Source organism: Streptomyces roseus, assembly GCF_001044425.1.
In the GTDB taxonomy this organism is placed as follows: domain Bacteria; phylum Actinomycetota; class Actinomycetes; order Streptomycetales; family Streptomycetaceae; genus Streptomyces; species Streptomyces roseus.
In genome coordinates, this window is the sequence record NZ_LFML01000108.1 from 57887 (window position 1) to 72645 (window position 14759).

A 14759-nucleotide genomic window follows, 5' to 3' on the forward strand; every position below is an offset into this window, starting at 1 on the left:
ACCCCCTCAGCCGTACGGGGTACCGCGCCCCTGCCACGGGCGCCGCAGTGGCCGCCCGAGGCCGCGTCCTCCTAGCCTCGACGGCATGCTGGGACTCCCCGACCACGTCAGCGCCTGCCTCTTCGACCTCGACGGCGTGCTCACCCGGACCGCGAAGGTCCATGCGGCCGCCTGGAAGGAGATGTTCGACGACTACCTGCGTCAGCGCGCCGCCCGCGACGGTTCGCCCTTCGTGCCGTTCGACGCGGTGCGCGACTACGACGAGTACGTGGACGGCCGCCCCCGCGAGGACGGCGTGCGCACCTTCCTCGCCTCCCGCGGCCTCACCCTGCCCGAGGGCACGGTGAGCGACGGTCCCGACCAGGAGACGGTCCACGGCCTGGGCACGCGCAAGAACGACCTGGTGCTCCGGGCGATCCGCGAGCAGGGGGTCGAGTCCTACGAGGGGTCCGTGGCCTATGTGCGCGCCGTGCGCGACGCGGGCCTGCACCGCGCCGTCGTCTCCTCCAGTGCCAACTGCCGCGACGTGCTCGTGGCGGCCGGCATCGAGGACCTCTTCGAGGGCCGGGTGGACGGCGTGACAGTCGCCGAGCAGGGGTTGCGCGGCAAGCCCGCCCCCGACAGCTACCTGGCGGGCGCCCGCCTCTTCGGCACCGACCCGCGCGATGCCGCCGTGTTCGAGGACGCGCTGGCCGGGGTGGCCGCCGGCAAGGCGGGCGGCTTCGGTTTCGTCGTGGGCGTCGACCGCACCGGTCAGGCGGACGAACTGCGTGCGCACGGGGCCGACGTCGTCGTCACCGACCTCTCCGAGCTGCTGGACCGCGGATGATCACTCACGAGAACTTCGCGACCGAGCCCTGGCAGCTGCGGGAGACCGCCCTCGACCTCGACGTCCTCGCACAGAGCGAATCCGTGTTCGCCCTGTCCAACGGGCACCTCGGCTGGCGCGGCAACCTCGACGAGGGCGAACCGCACGGCCTGCCGGGCTCGTACCTCAACAGCGTCTACGCGAGCCACCCGCTGCCCTACGCCGAGGCCGGGTACGGCTATCCGGAGTCCGGGCAGACGGTCGTCAACGTCACCGACGGCAAGATCATCCGGCTGCTCGTCGACGACCACCCCTTCGACCTGCGCTACGGCGAACTCCGTTCGCACGAACGCGTCCTGGACTACCGCACCGGCGTCCTGAGCCGCTCCGCGGAATGGACCACGCCCTCCGGCCGGACCGTGCGCCTGACCTCCCACCGCCTGGTCTCCTTCGCGCAGCGGGCCGTCGCGGCGATCTCGTACACCGTCGAGACCGTCGACGGGCCGGCCACCGTCGCCTTGCAGTCGGAGCTCGTCGCCAACGAGCAGCTGCCCACGGTCTCCGGCGACCCGCGCATGGCCGCCGCCATCGACGCGCCGCTGCTCCCCGAGGAGCACTACGCGCACGGCACCCGGCTGCGCCTGATCCACTGCACGGCCACCAGCGGGCAGCGCGTGGCGGTGGCCGCCGACCACTTCGTGGACGGCCCCGAGGGCACCGCGTGGGCCGCCGAGAGCGAACCGGACGTCGCCCGCCTGACCGTGACCGCCACCCTCGCACCCGGGCAGCGGCTCGAACTCGTCAAGTTCGTGGCCTACGGCTGGTCGGCTCAGCGCTCCCTGCCCGCCGTACGCGACCAGGTGGAGGGCGGGCTGGCGGGGGCCCGCAGTACCGGGTGGCAGGGGCTGCTGGACGCGCAGCGGGCCTGCCTGGAGGAGTTCTGGTCCCGGGCGGACGTCGAGGTGGAGGGGGACGAGGAGGTGCAGCAGGCCGTCCGGTTCGGCCTCTTCCACCTCTACCAGGCCTCCGCGCGCGGCGAGCGGCGCCCCATCCCGGCCAAGGGGCTGACGGGCACCGGCTACGACGGCCACGCCTTCTGGGACACCGAGTCCTTCGTCCTGCCCGTCCTCACGCACACCGCGCCGTACGGCGTCGCCTCCGCCCTCGCCTGGCGGCATTCCACGCTCCCCCGCGCGCTGGAGCGCGCCCGCCAACTGGGCCTGGAGGGCGCGGCCTTCCCCTGGCGTACGATCAACGGCGCCGAGTGCTCGGCCTACTGGCCCGCCGGAACCGTCGCCTTCCACGTCAACGCCGACATCGCCGCGGCCGTCGAGCGGTACGTCTTCGCCACCGGCGACCGGGAGTTCCTCCGCGGTCCCGGACTCGACCTGCTGGTGCAGACCGCGCGCCTGTGGCGCTCGCTCGGCCACTTCGACGCCGACGGCGTCTTCCACATCGACGGGGTCACCGGCCCCGACGAGTACAGCGCCATCGCGCGCGACAACCTCTACACCAACGCCATGGCCCGGCGTAACCTGCGCGCCGCCGCGGACGCCGTCTCGCTCCACCCGGACCGGGCACCGGACCTCGGCGTCAGCGCCGAGGAGGTCGCGGACTGGCGCAACACCGCCGCGCGGACGGCCATCCCGTACAACGAGCGGCTCCAGGTGCACGAGCAGTCCGCCGGCTTCACCGACCAGGAGCCCTGGGACTTCGAGGGGACCTCGCAGGAGCAGTACCCGCTGCTGCTGCACTTCCCGTACTTCGACCTGTACCGCAAGCAGGTCGTCAAGCAGGCGGACCTGGTCCTGGCGATGTTCACCTGCCCGGACGAGTTCACCCCCGAGGAGAAGGCCCGCAACTTCGCCTACTACGAGCAGCTGACCGTCAGGGACTCCTCCCTGTCCGCCTGCTGCCAGGCCGTGCTCGCCGCCGAGACCGGGCACCTGCGCCTCGCCTGGGCCTATACCCGCGAGGCGGCGCTCATGGATTTGGACGACCTGGAACACAACACGCGCGACGGCCTCCACATGGCCTCCCTCGCCGGTACCTGGATCGCCCTGGTCCAGGGGCTGGGCGGGCTGCGGCGCATCCGGCCCGCCCCGGCCGCACCAGCGCAGGGCCAGCCGTCCGGGGCGACGCGGGCCGAAGGTCCGCGGGCCCCGGTGCTCTTCGCGCCCCGGCTGCCCTCCTCGCTCACCCGGCTGGCCTTCAACGTCCGGGTCCAGGAGCGGCTGGTCCGTGTGGACATGGTCCAGTCGACGGCCCGCTACACGCTCCTGTCCGGCGAGCCCGTCTCCGTGATGCACCACGGCACCCTGGTCGCGCTCACCGCGGACACGCCCGCGGAACTCCCCGTACCGCCCGCGCCCGAGGCCCCCGAACCCCGCCAGCCCAAGGGGCGCGCCCCCGGCACCTGACGGCGGGGAGGGATTCGGCGCCTCAGGCCCGTTCCGGACCGGCCGGCGCGGCGCGCGGGGGCCACACCGCGGGGTCCAGGAGGCCGAGGACGTAGGCGCGGGCGATCAGAGCCGGGCGGTTGGGTACGTCGAGCCGTCGGCACAGACGGGTCACGTGGTAGTTGACCCCGTCGACGGTGAGGCCCACCTCGCGGGCGACGGCCGATCCGGACGCCCCCGCCGCGACGAGCGGCAGGATGCGCGCCTCCTGGGGGCTCAGGCCGTGGGCCGGGTCCTGCGGTGGCGGATCGGGCGGGGCTTGGCCCGTTTCCTCGGTCAGCGAGACCAGCAGACGCGGGATGTCGTCCAGCGGGTCGGATACCGGTTCGACGGTGACCCGGCCGTGGCGGGCGGTTCCCCCGGCCCGCCAGGTGACCTCGACCGGGTAGCGGGACCTGCGGCGCGAGCGCAGGGCCTCGTCCAGCCGGTGCAGCTGGCGCTCGTTGGTCGGGGTGAGGATGTCGAGGAGGCGGCGGCCTTCCAGTTTTCCCGGCTGGAGCTGCCACGCGGAGGCGAACGCGGGGTTCGCGCCGAGGATCAAGCCGTACGCGTCGCTGATCGCCAATGCCACGGGGGCCCTGTCGAACAGGCTGACGAAACGCGATCGCCAGGCCGCCGCGGCCCCGTCCGGCGCGTGCCGTGACGGCTGTGTCACGGACTCCCCCTCTGCCACGGCGAACCGCCCCCGATCAAGCCTTCCAACGGAAAACACCCCTACAAGAATAGGTAGTCGTCGTCCGCCGTCGCCCCGGCTGCCGCGTCACCGTGGACACGACACGGCTGACGTGACCAGAAGAGGCAGACGCCATGAATGACCCGCACACCACCGGCACAGGGCCCCTCGACGACACCGCGCACCCGCCGGTCGTCGACGTGAGCGACACGGGGATGACGAGCACCCCGCTGCAGACGGCCATGGGGCACGCGCGCCGGCTCGGTCCGCTCTTCGTCCAGCGCTTCCACGACCGCGAGACCGTGTTCGTGAGCTCGGCGGCGCTGGTGGAGGAACTCTCCGACGAGCAGCGCTTCGTCAAGGGGATCGGCCCGGCGCTGGAGAACGTGCGCGAGGTCGCCGCCGACGGACTCTTCACCGCGTACAACGACGAGCCCAACTGGGCCAAGGCGCACGACATCCTGCTGCCGGCCTTCGCCCTCACCTCGATGCGGACCTACCACCCGCACATGCTGCGGGTCGCCCGGCGCCTCATCGGCTCCTGGGACGCGCGGTTCGGCGAGGGCTCCGACGTCTCGGCCCCGGTCGACGTCGCCAAGGACATGACCCGGATGACGCTGGACACCATCGGCCTGTCCGGCTTCGGCTACGACTTCGCCTCCTTCGAGCGGGAGGAGGCGCACCCCTTCGTCCGGGCACTCGTCCGGGCCCTGGCCCACAGCCAGGCCAAACTCGGCCGGATGCCCGGCGCGGACCACACCGCGCAGGACGAGGCGTTCGCCGCGGACGCCGCCTACCTGGCCCGCGTCGTGGACGAGGTGATCGAGCGGCGCAAGGCCTCGGGGGACACCTCGACCGACGACCTGCTGGGCCTGATGCTGGGTTCCCCGCACCCCCGGTCCGGCGAGGTGCTCGACGAGGCGAACATCAGGAACCAGGTGATCACGTTCCTGATCGCGGGCCACGAGACGACCTCGGGCGCCCTCTCGTTCGCGCTCTACCACCTCCTCAAGAACCCGGCGGTGCTGCACCTGGCCCAGGCCGAGACCGACGCGCTGTGGGGTGACGACCCGGACCCCGAGCCCGCGTTCGAGGACATCGGCCGGCTGCGCTACGTACGCCAGGTCCTCAACGAGACGCTGCGGCTGTGGCCGACCGCAGCCGCGTTCGCCCGCGAGGCGCGCGCCGACACCGTGATCGGCGGCCGCCACCCGGTCAAGGCGGGGCAGCGCATGCTGGTGCTGACCCCGATGCTGCACCGCGACCCGGTGTGGGGCGACAACGTGGAGGAGTTCGACCCGGACCGGTTCTCGGCCGAGGCCGAGGCGGCCCGCTCCCCGCACGCGTACAAGCCGTTCGGGACCGGGGAACGCGCCTGCATCGGGCGGCAGTTCGCCCTCCACGAGGCAACGATGCTGCTGGGCATGCTGGTGCACCGCTACCGCTTCCTCGACCAGGGGCGGTACGAGCTGCGCGTCAAGGAGACGCTCACCCTCAAGCCCGACGGGTTCACGCTGGCCCTGGCCCGGCGCACCCCGGCCGACCGCGCCCGGGGCCGCGCGGCCCTCGGGGCGGTCCTGCCGGCCGGCGGGCGGGAGGACGCGCAGGCTCCGGCCGCCGGGGCCTCACCCATCAGGGCCGTTCCCGGTACGACGCTGACGCTGCTGCACGGGTCCAACTTCGGCACCTGCCGCACGTACGCGCAGGACCTGGCCGAAATGGCGGCGGAACTGGGCTTCGAGACGCGTGTCGCACCCCTCGACGACCACCGTGAGGGCGGGCTGCCGACGCGGGGGCCGCTGGTCGTCGTCGCCGCCTCGTACAACGGACGGCCCACGGACGACGCGGCCGGATTCGTCTCCTGGCTGACGCAGGCGGGGCCCGGTACGGCGGAAGGCGTGCACTACGCCGTCCTGGGCGTCGGGGACCGCAACTGGGCCGCCACCTACCAGCAGGTTCCCACGCTCATCGACGGCGGCCTCGCCTCGGCGGGTGCGGCCCGGCTGATGGACCGCGTCGAGGCGGACGCCTCCGGGGACCTCGCGGGTGCGGTACGCGGCTTCACCGCCGCCCTGCGCCGCACCCTGCTGGAGCGCTACGGCGACCCGGAGTCCGTGGCCCCCTCCCCGCAGGCGCAGGCGCAGGCACGGCGCGGCCCGGCGTACGAGGTCGCCGAGGTCACGGGTGGACCGCTCGACGCACTGGCCCGGCGGCACGGCCTCCAGCCGATGACGGTGACGCACACCGGGGACCTCGCCGACCTGGGCCACCCGGCGGGCAGGTCGAAGCGCTTCCTGAGCGTCCGGCTGCCCGAGGGGGTCGCATACCGCACCGCCGACCACCTCGCCGTCCTCCCGGCCAACGACCCCGCGCAGGTGGAGCGGGCGGCGCGGGTCCTGGGCGTCGACCAGGACGCGGTGCTGGACATCCGCAGCCACCGCCCCGGGCGGAGCGCCCTGCCGCTCGACCGCCCCGTCGCCGTACGCGAACTCCTCACCCGGTACGTCGAGCTCCAGGCGCCGGCGACGGCCGGGCACGCGGCCGTACTCGCGGCGCACAACCCGTGTCCGCCGGAGAAGTCCGCGCTGGAGCGGATCGCCGCCGAGGCCGCTGGGGCGGACGGAGCCCGCCCGGGCAGCCTCGTGGACCTCGTCGAGGAGCACCCCGCGCTCCGGGGCCGTCTGCCGTGGCCCGTACTGCTGGAACTGCTGGAGCCGATGCGCCCGCGCCACTACTCCATCTCCTCCTCCCCGTCGGCGCGGGCGGGGCGGGCCGATCTGATGGTCTCGCTCCTGGAGGCCCCGCACCGCTCCGGCCGGGGCGGGGTGTTCCGCGGGGTCGGCTCCTCGTACCTGCACCGGGTACGCCCCGGAGACACGGTCCTCGCCCGGGTGCAACCGTGCCGGGAGGCCTTCCGCATCCCGCACGACGGGCGGACGCCGGTCATCATGATCGGCGCGGGTACCGGCCTCGCACCCTTCCGGGGGGCCATCGCCGACCGCCGCGCGCTGCGCGCCGCGGGAGCCGAACTGGCGCCCGCGCTGTGCTACTTCGGCTGCGACCACCCGGACGTGGACTACCTCCACCGGGCGGAGCTGGAGGACGCCGACCGCGAGGGCGCCGTCTCGATGCGCCCCGCCTTCTCGCTGGCGCCCGAGGGCGAGGTCCGCTTCGTACAGCACCGGATCGAGGCGGAGGGCGAGGAGGTCTGGCGGCTGACCGAGGCGGGCGCCCGCATCCATGTCTGCGGCGAAGGCTCCCGCATGGCCCCGGGCGTCCGCGAGGCCTTCCGGCAGCTGTACGTCAAGTACAGCGGGCAGGACGCCTCGACGGCCTCGCAGTGGCTCCAGGGCCTGGTGGCGGACGGCCGCTACGTGGAGGACGTCTACGTGGGCGGCTGACGGCGCGCGGGCCCGGCGGCGGTGGAGCGCGCCGGCCGGCCCCGGTCCGGGGCCGCCGGGCCTCCCCCGCCCCCCCGTCGAGCCGGGCGCCCTACCGGGCCGCGCGGCTTTCGGGGAGGATGACCCGGCGCACCGGAGGTCACCCGCGGCCGTGACCCCGTCCGGTCCCGACCGTGATCCGGAGGTCACCAGTGGCATGGCACGACGACCAGGCGCGGCGGGACGAGCTGTACCGCGACCCCTATCCGCTCTACGAGCGCGCCCGCCGGGCCGAGGGGTTGTTGTACGTGCCCGAGTTCGACGCGTGGCTGGTGGCGCGCGACCGGGACGTACGGGAGGTGCTGCTGCGCGCGGGGGACTTCTCCTCGGCCAACTCCCTGCTGCCGGACGTGCCCCTGTCCAAAGCGGCGCTCGGTGTCCTGCCCCGGGGGTTCGGGCCCCGCCCCACCGTCGTGTCCGCGGACGCCGAGGCCCACCGGCGGCTGCGGGCGCCGCTGAACCGGGGCCTGTCCGGCGCGCGAGTGGCGGCGCTGATGCCGTACGCCCGTGCGTGCGCCGGGGAGTTGGTGGACGGTTTCGCCGCGGACGGGTCCGCCGAGCTGGTGGAGGCGTACGCCCGGCGGCTGCCCGGGATGGTGGTCGGCCGGCTGATCGGGCTGGACCCCGCCGACGTGCCGGCCGCCGTGCACGGCGGCTACCGGGCCGAGGAGCTGCTCTTCCGCCCACTGTCGCCCGAGGGGCAGGCGGCCGCGGCCGAGGACGTGGTCGCGCTCCAGCACCTGCTGGACGGGTACGTCCGCGAACGCCGCGTCCGGCCCCGGGAGGACATGTGCTCGGTCATGGTGGCCGCCCTGGCCCCCGGTGACGCCGAGCTCACCGTCGAGCAGCGCCACGAACTGGTGGCGAACCTGCAGAACCTGCTGATCGCCGGATTCCTCACCACGAGCGCCCTCATCGGCACCACGCTGATGCACCTGCTCGCCGACGACCGGCGCCAGTGGCGGATGCTCCGCGACGATCCGTCCCTCATCCCGGCAGCGGTGGAGGAGGCCGCCCGCCACGACAGCGCCATCCAGGCGTTCCGGCGGACCACCACCCGGCCGGTAACCCTCGCGGGGACGGAACTGCCGGCGGGGGTCGCCGTGATGGTGGCGTACGGCTCGGCCAATCGCGACGAGGAACGTTACGAGCGGCCCGGGGAATTCGACCTCACCCGGTCCGCGAACCGCCGGCACCTCGGCTTCGGATACGGACCCCACGCCTGCCCCGGCTCGCAACTGGCGCGCGAGCAGCTGCGCCTGACCCTGGAACTGTTCCTGCGCCGCATGCCGGAACTGCGACCGGACCCGGGCCGTCCGCGGCCGCGGATGCAGCCGACGCTCATCCACCGCTCACCGCGGGCCCTGTACGTCACCTGGTGACCCGGCGGCGCTCGCGGCCCGCCGCGCACCCGGCCCGGCGGCGCGGCCGAGGTGCCCCGGGGGCGGGGCGGGGCGGACGGCGCCCCCGGGATCTACCATCGGGACAGCACCCCGGACCCGGCACACCCCGGAACCGGCACCGACATCGGGAGCGGATGTGGGAGCGACTCTCCTCGTCGCCGCGATCGTGCTCGCGGCCCTGGTCGTCAAGGCCGCCCTCGCCGAACTCGGGGAACCGGGGAGCGGCCGGCGCCAGTGGCTGTTCCTCACCGACCGCCGCGCCGCCGCGGCGGGGGCGTTCACCGCTCTCGCCCTCGGCCTGCCGGGCTGGTGGCAAGCGGGGCCCGAGGGCCTCGTATGGGCGGGACTCGCCGGGGTCCTCGTCGCGTTCGTCATCGGGCAGGGCCGTAGCCCACAGTGACCCGCCAGCAGGACGGAGCGCCGGCGGGCGGCGTCATTTCACGGCCTTGCGGGCCTCCCTGCGCCGGCGTCGTTCCGCCCGTCGCCGAGGCCCCGACGCATGCAGTCCGCGGACGACCAGGGTCGCCGCCGAGGCCGCGAAGAGGGCGGCGGTGATCAGCAGCCAGTGCCCGAGGAACACGTCCGCCGGAAGTCCCGTGGCCGCCGTGTAGTGGCCGACCCGGCGCAGGATCAGCGGCCACCAGACCAGCAGCAGGAGCGCCGACACGAAGGCCGGCACCCGTACGTAATTCACGCTCGGCCTCGTCGGCCGGCTCCCGTCCCCCGCGCCCGCCCCCTTCCGGAACAGGTACTGCGCGGCCCGGTCGGTCACCGCGTACAGGGGAAGCAGCACCAGGTCGTGCAGGAGCGCCGCCCCGACGAACCACAGGGCCACGCCCAGGGTGTCTCCCTTGAGCAGGCGCACGCCGGCGTACGCGGCGAGGGCGAAAGAGGCCAGTACGAGGAGCAAGTGGAGCGGGGAGGCCCCGTAGCGGCGGCGGAAGGCGAGCGCGCCGTTCACGCGGGCTCTCCGAAGGTGAGGCGGGTGACCCATTTGGTGTTGTGGACTCCGGGGGCACCGGGGACGATCACGCGGGCCGGGTAGCCGTGATCCTCGGACAGGACCGCGCCGTTGACGCGGACGGCCAGGAGCGAGCGGGGGTCGCGCACCTGGTTGTCCGCGAGGACGACCGAGCCGAACGGCCCGCCGCGCTGCACCGATTCCACCAGTGCCCGGGAAGGGTCCGAGCCCCGTCCGACGAGGGCTGCCAGATCGGTGAGCCGTACCCCGCTCCACAGCTGGTCGGAGGTCGACCAGCCCTCCACGCAGGCGATGGGCAGGGCGGCCTCGTGCTGCTCCATGGCCAGCAGCTCCTCGCGGGTGAGGACGACCTGGCGGCCCGGCCCGCGTACGGTCAGCCGCCAGGCGGGGCCGATGTCGCTCGGCCGGATGCCGACGGACGCCGCGGTCTTGTTGATCTGGAAGCCGTGGGGCCCCGGGCCGGGGTCCCGGCCGTGCGGCGCGAGCAGGGCGGTCCGGCGCCACCAGCCGCCCGCGCTCTGCCCGGCCGTCACCGCGAACAGCGCCAGGGACCCCAGTCCGACCATGCCCAGGGCGCCCCGGCGGGAGATGGTCGGCGGCGCCGGGCGGGGCGAGACCAGCCCGGCCGCCTCCTCGGTACCGGCCTGCGGCGGTGCGCCCGCGCGCCGCACGGAGCGGAGCGCCCGTGGGAGGCGCGAGGCCACGTGCACCACGAAGGCGCCGATGAACACCCACGCCCCGTAGAAGTGCAGGACGTAGAAGGAGCCGGGGAAGATGTAGTGCAGCTGTACGTTGAGGATGCCGGTGGCGAACTCGAAGCCGGCGCCGCCCACCAGCAGGAGCAGGGACAGGCGCTCGACGCCGTGGCCGACCGACCGCACGGGCGGCCATTCGAAGAGTTTGGGGATGACCGACCACAGCTTCGCCAGCAGCACCGGCACGAGGACGATGCCGAGGACCACGTGCACGCCCTGGTTCACGCGGTAGAGCCAGTACGGCGAGGTCGGCCAAGGGAACAGGTAGAAGCCGAGCCACCCCTTGTCCGGAGTCTGGTCGTTGACCGGCGCCAGATCGGGGTTGTAGGAGGCGTAGGACAGCAGGCCCGTCACGAACAGCAGCGTGACGCCGACCAGCAGGACGAGCCCGAGCACGGCCGTCAGCCAGGGGCCGCGCAGGGGGCTGCGCCAGAACTCCGGACGCGTCGGCCCGGGGGGCGCGGCGAAACGAGACCGATCCGGCCCGCCATCGGTCACGCCCACCGCGACACCTCCGCACACCGGGCCTGTCGGACGACCGCCCGCTGAGGAGAACATGCCGTACCCGGAGGCGACCGATCCCGCGACACGCCACGACGACGCCTGCGACACGCGGTACGCGGGCCCGGACCGCGCGCCGGCGGCGGCGCGCGCCGCGACACCCGCACCGCCCGGCGGCCGCGGGCCGCCCCTTCCCGGCGCGTCAGGGGCGCGCCGATCCGGGCTGGGTCGCGGGGATGCGCTGGGTGAAGAACAGCGCTGTCAGTGCGGCCAGGGCGAGGATCCCCAGGGCGGCCCGCAGACCGTCGATCCGTGCGGTGGCGTTCGCGTCGAGTGCGGCCTGGGACACCTCCGACTTCGCACCGGCTTCTTCGAGGGCGGCGGTGAGCTGGGCGTCCGACAGGAACGGCGCCCCTCCCGTGAGCCGTACGTTCGCCTGGCTCTTGACCTCGTCCGGGATGACCGGGCTCTGCTCGATGGTCGCGAGGAACGACGAGGTCAAGACGGTGATGAGGATCGATCCGGCGACGGCGGTACCGATCGAGGCGCCGAGGTTGGTGACGGTGTTCTGGATTCCGCCGACCTCGGCGCTCTGTTCGTCCGGGACGGCCGAGACGGTGACCGCGCCCAGCTGGGAGGCCAGCGCCCCCATCCCGAGCCCGATCAGCAGCAGCGGCACGGTGACGACGGCCGCGCCGGAATCGGCGTCCAGTGTGACCAGCAGGACGACGGCGCCGGCGAACATGGACAGGATCCCCAGCTTCACCACGCGCCGCGGCGAGGCGTCGGGAAAGAGCCGCGGGATCCCGATCGCGGCGGCCAGCAGCGAGATGGAGAGCGGCAGGATCAGCACGCCCGTCTTGACGGCGGACAGGCCCAGCGCGACGGACAGGTACAGCGGGACGACGAAGAAGACGCCCATCTGCACGAGGTACTGGAAGAGGAACATCGTCAGACCGCCGGTGAGCTGCCGGTTCCGCATGAGCTCCGGATCGACGAGCGGTTCGGTACCGCGTGCGACCAGGCGGGCCTCCCAGCGGAGGAAGAGCCAGACGAGGAGGATGCCCGCCAGCATCAGCCAGACGACCGGGGAGAGGCCGCACCACGACGGAGCGCCCGACTTGGGCAGGAACCAGCCCCATTCACTCGTGCGCAGCACCCCGAACACGAACAGCCCGATGCCCAGGGCGGACAGGACCGCGCCCAGGACGTCGATGCGCGGCCGGTGGTCGGGGGGCGCGTCGGCCACCCGGCGGCCCAGCATCAGGATGGCCAGTACGACCACGACTTCACCGGCGAACACCCAGCGCCAGGAGAAGTACGTGGTCGCCACCCCGCCGATGAGCGGCCCCACCGCGATCGCCACCGCCCCCGCGGCGGCCACCAGCCCGTACGCGGCGGGCCTGCGTTCCACCGCGAAGTTCGACGCGACCAGCGCCACGATCGCCGGCAGGATCAGAGCCGCTCCCACGCCCTCCAGGAACGACCAGCCGAGCAGCAGGACGGGCAGGTTCGGAGCGAGCGCCGTGGTGAGGGATCCGCAGCCGTAGACGACACAGCCGATCATGAAGGCCCGTCTGCGGCCGACGAGCGCGCCCACCTTGCCACCGATGATCATCAGCATCGCCATGACCAGCGTGTACGCCGTGATCGCCCCTTGCAGGCCGCTCACCGTGGTGCCGATGTCCTGCGCGACCGTCGCGATCGAAACGTTCATCACCGAGCTGTCCAGGGCCATCAGGAACTGCCCGGACGCCAGCGTCAGCAGGATGAGCTGTGCGGCTTTCGCCTTCCCCGCCGTGGAGGTCCGGGGCGCTTTGGCTGTCATGCACGGAGCGTCCCACGGGTACGGACGGCGGTGTGCCGCCTCGCCGTGCAGGTCAGCCGAGTGGCGGGAGCCGGTTGCGGCGCCACCGCCCTCAGTCGAGCCGTACCGCGACCAGACAGGTGTCGTCCTCGTTCTCCTCGGGGGCGAACGCGGACATGAGGCGGTCCATGGTCTCTTGCGCGCCGAGTCCCGCACAGGACACGAGCACCCTGCGGAGAGCCTCGATGCCCTGCCCGATGTCCTGCCCGCGCCGCTCGACCATCCCGTCGGTGTACAGCAGCAGGAGGTCGCCCCGGCGGAGCGGGACGGTCTCGGTCGCGTACTCGTGGCCGGGCAGCAGACCGAACAGCGGCCCCCGGTGGGAGGTGTCGAGCTCCACTGCCTGCCCGTCGCGGAGCAGCAGGGGTGCCGGATGGCCCGCACACGCCCAGCGGAAGGTGCGCTCCTCGTCGATGTGCCCGATGACCCCGGTCGCCGTCTCCGCGGCGTCGTCGGCGCACACCAGTTCGTTGAGCCAGGTGGTCAGCTGCCCGGCGTGCGTTCCGGGGGCGTGCGCGAGGCCCGCGAGGGCGTGTCTTTGCTGTGCCATCCGGGCGACGGCGCTCAGCCCGTGGCCGCTCGCGTCACCGATGGCGAGGAGGATCCGTCCGTCCGGCAGCAGGCGGCACTTGTACCAGTCGCCGCCGACGGCCTCCCACTCCGCGGGAAGGTAGGCAGCCGCCACGGACAGCCCGAGCTCGGCGAGCTCCGCCGAATGCGTCGGCAGGAGCGCCTCCCGGAGCACCGTGGCCACGCGCCGCTCGGCTGCCGCTTCCTCGCGCAGCTGCTCCCTCTGGCGGCGGGTCGCCGCGAGCCGCTGACGGCTGCGCACCTGCGAGGTCAGGTCGCGCGCGATGAGGTGCAGCGCCCAGGGAAGTCCGTCCCGGGCGATGACGGGATGGCCGACCAGGTGCACCGTACGGATCTCGCCCACCACGGTGAAGCGGATCTCCGAGCCTGCCGGCTCCTCGCCTTCCAGGAGCGCGGTGAGCATCCTGGCGAAACGCGGCACGTCGTCCAGGAGCACGGCGTCGCACAGCTCCAGCAGCGACAGTGCCCGCCCCTCCTCGGTGCGGAAGATAGCGTGCAGTCCCTCGGACCAGGTGGTGTCCCCGGACAGCAGGTCCCATGTGCCCCAGCCCATGGAGGCGATGTACTGGGCGTCGAGGGACAGCATCTCCGTGCGGTTGCGGGCCGGTCTCCACGTCGCCAGCACCTGGTCCCCGCACGACGCCGCGTCGTACAGCAGCCGTGCGCGGTGCAGGCCGTCGCCGCGCTGCTCGGTGTAGTCGACGGCGTGCGCGTGCAGGGCGCGGCCGGTGTTCAGGACGTCGGCCAGAGCGTCGATCAGGCCGCCCGAGGCCGCTCCGGGCTGGAACTCCAGCAGCCTTCGCCCGATGTGCCGGTCGGGGGCGTCGAGCCACGGGGCGGAGCGCACGTGGTTGCCCGCCCGGACGGTGAAGTCCCCGGTCCGTCCGGCCTCGTCCCGTACGGGTACCAGGAGCGCGGCCGAGACGGGGATCGCGGGCAGCGTGGCGCAGACGCACGCCCACGGGTCGTGGCCGTCCGCCCGGTCGCCGCACGCGTGCCCGGCTCCGTCGCCCGCGCCGCACGGACAGGCCTGCGCCGGCTCGCCGTCCTGCCGACCGGGCGGGGACGCCTGGTCCGGGCGTACGCCGGCGTCCCGGCGGGCGGCGCTGCGCAGGGCGGCCACCTCGCTCGCGACGACCTGTTTGAGCGTCTCGGGGTCCTGCGGGATCACTGGCGTCATCGGTCCTCGGCGGTGTGGAGCAAGACCCTGGTCAACCGTTGCGACCCGACGGTACAAGACCGCCGCGCCCCGGTCCGGGACCGAGGGAGGAGCGGCGCGG

Annotated in this window: 10 protein-coding genes; 5 read left to right on the top strand and 5 right to left on the bottom strand. The window is 73.7% G+C overall.

The features are described from left to right. Positions 1-85 precede the first annotated feature (85 nt). A complete protein-coding gene (locus tag ACS04_RS24960; RefSeq protein ID WP_048478993.1) occupies positions 86-829 on the top strand; it encodes a beta-phosphoglucomutase family hydrolase in 744 nt (247 codons plus the stop codon). Further along, positions 826-3228, top strand: coding sequence for a glycoside hydrolase family 65 protein (locus ACS04_RS24965; protein WP_048478994.1), 2403 nt, complete (start codon positions 826-828; stop codon positions 3226-3228). Before ACS04_RS24960 ends, ACS04_RS24965 begins: the two co-directional genes overlap by 4 nt. Before the next feature lie 22 nt (positions 3229-3250). Here ACS04_RS24965 and ACS04_RS24970 read toward each other — a convergent pair whose 3' ends face one another. Then, complete coding sequence (locus tag ACS04_RS24970) at positions 3251-3922, bottom strand: PAS domain-containing protein (protein WP_048479013.1); 672 nt, start codon at positions 3920-3922, stop codon at positions 3251-3253. Positions 3923-4074: 152 nt separating this feature from the next. On the opposite strand from ACS04_RS24970, the gene ACS04_RS24975 reads away from it, so the two are divergent. The 3 genes from ACS04_RS24975 to ACS04_RS24985 all read left to right on the top strand — a co-directional run bounded on the left by ACS04_RS24975 (position 4075) and on the right by ACS04_RS24985 (position 9183). After that, positions 4075-7341: a bifunctional cytochrome P450/NADPH--P450 reductase gene (locus ACS04_RS24975; RefSeq protein WP_048478995.1), complete on the top strand. Its 3267-nt coding sequence runs from the start codon at positions 4075-4077 to the stop codon at positions 7339-7341. Positions 7342-7532: 191 nt separating this feature from the next. After that, positions 7533-8762: a cytochrome P450 gene (locus ACS04_RS24980; protein ID WP_048478996.1), complete on the top strand. Its 1230-nt coding sequence runs from the start codon at positions 7533-7535 to the stop codon at positions 8760-8762. 157 nt (positions 8763-8919) lie between these two features. Then, positions 8920-9183 carry a hypothetical protein gene (locus ACS04_RS24985; RefSeq protein ID WP_048478997.1) on the top strand — a complete coding sequence of 88 codons (264 nt, stop codon included), beginning with the start codon at positions 8920-8922 and terminating at the stop codon, positions 9181-9183. A 33-nt stretch (positions 9184-9216) separates the two neighbouring features. On the opposite strand, the gene ACS04_RS24990 is transcribed toward ACS04_RS24985, so the two are convergent. The 4 genes from ACS04_RS24990 to ACS04_RS25005 all read right to left on the bottom strand — a co-directional run bounded on the left by ACS04_RS24990 (position 9217) and on the right by ACS04_RS25005 (position 14659). Beyond that, complete coding sequence (locus ACS04_RS24990; RefSeq protein WP_048478998.1) at positions 9217-9777, bottom strand: hypothetical protein; 561 nt, start codon at positions 9775-9777, stop codon at positions 9217-9219. Continuing rightward, entirely contained in the window at positions 9741-11024 is a 1284-nt protein-coding gene (locus tag ACS04_RS24995; protein ID WP_245236532.1) for a molybdopterin-dependent oxidoreductase, read from the bottom strand. The genes ACS04_RS24990 and ACS04_RS24995 overlap by 37 nt, the downstream gene beginning before the upstream one ends. A 199-nt stretch (positions 11025-11223) precedes the next feature. Then, positions 11224-12849 carry an MFS transporter gene (locus ACS04_RS25000; RefSeq protein WP_048478999.1) on the bottom strand — a complete coding sequence of 542 codons (1626 nt, stop codon included), beginning with the start codon at positions 12847-12849 and terminating at the stop codon, positions 11224-11226. A 91-nt stretch (positions 12850-12940) separates the two neighbouring features. Continuing rightward, entirely contained in the window at positions 12941-14659 is a 1719-nt protein-coding gene (locus tag ACS04_RS25005; RefSeq protein WP_048479000.1) for a PP2C family protein-serine/threonine phosphatase, read from the bottom strand. Positions 14660-14759: the final 100 nt, after the last annotated feature.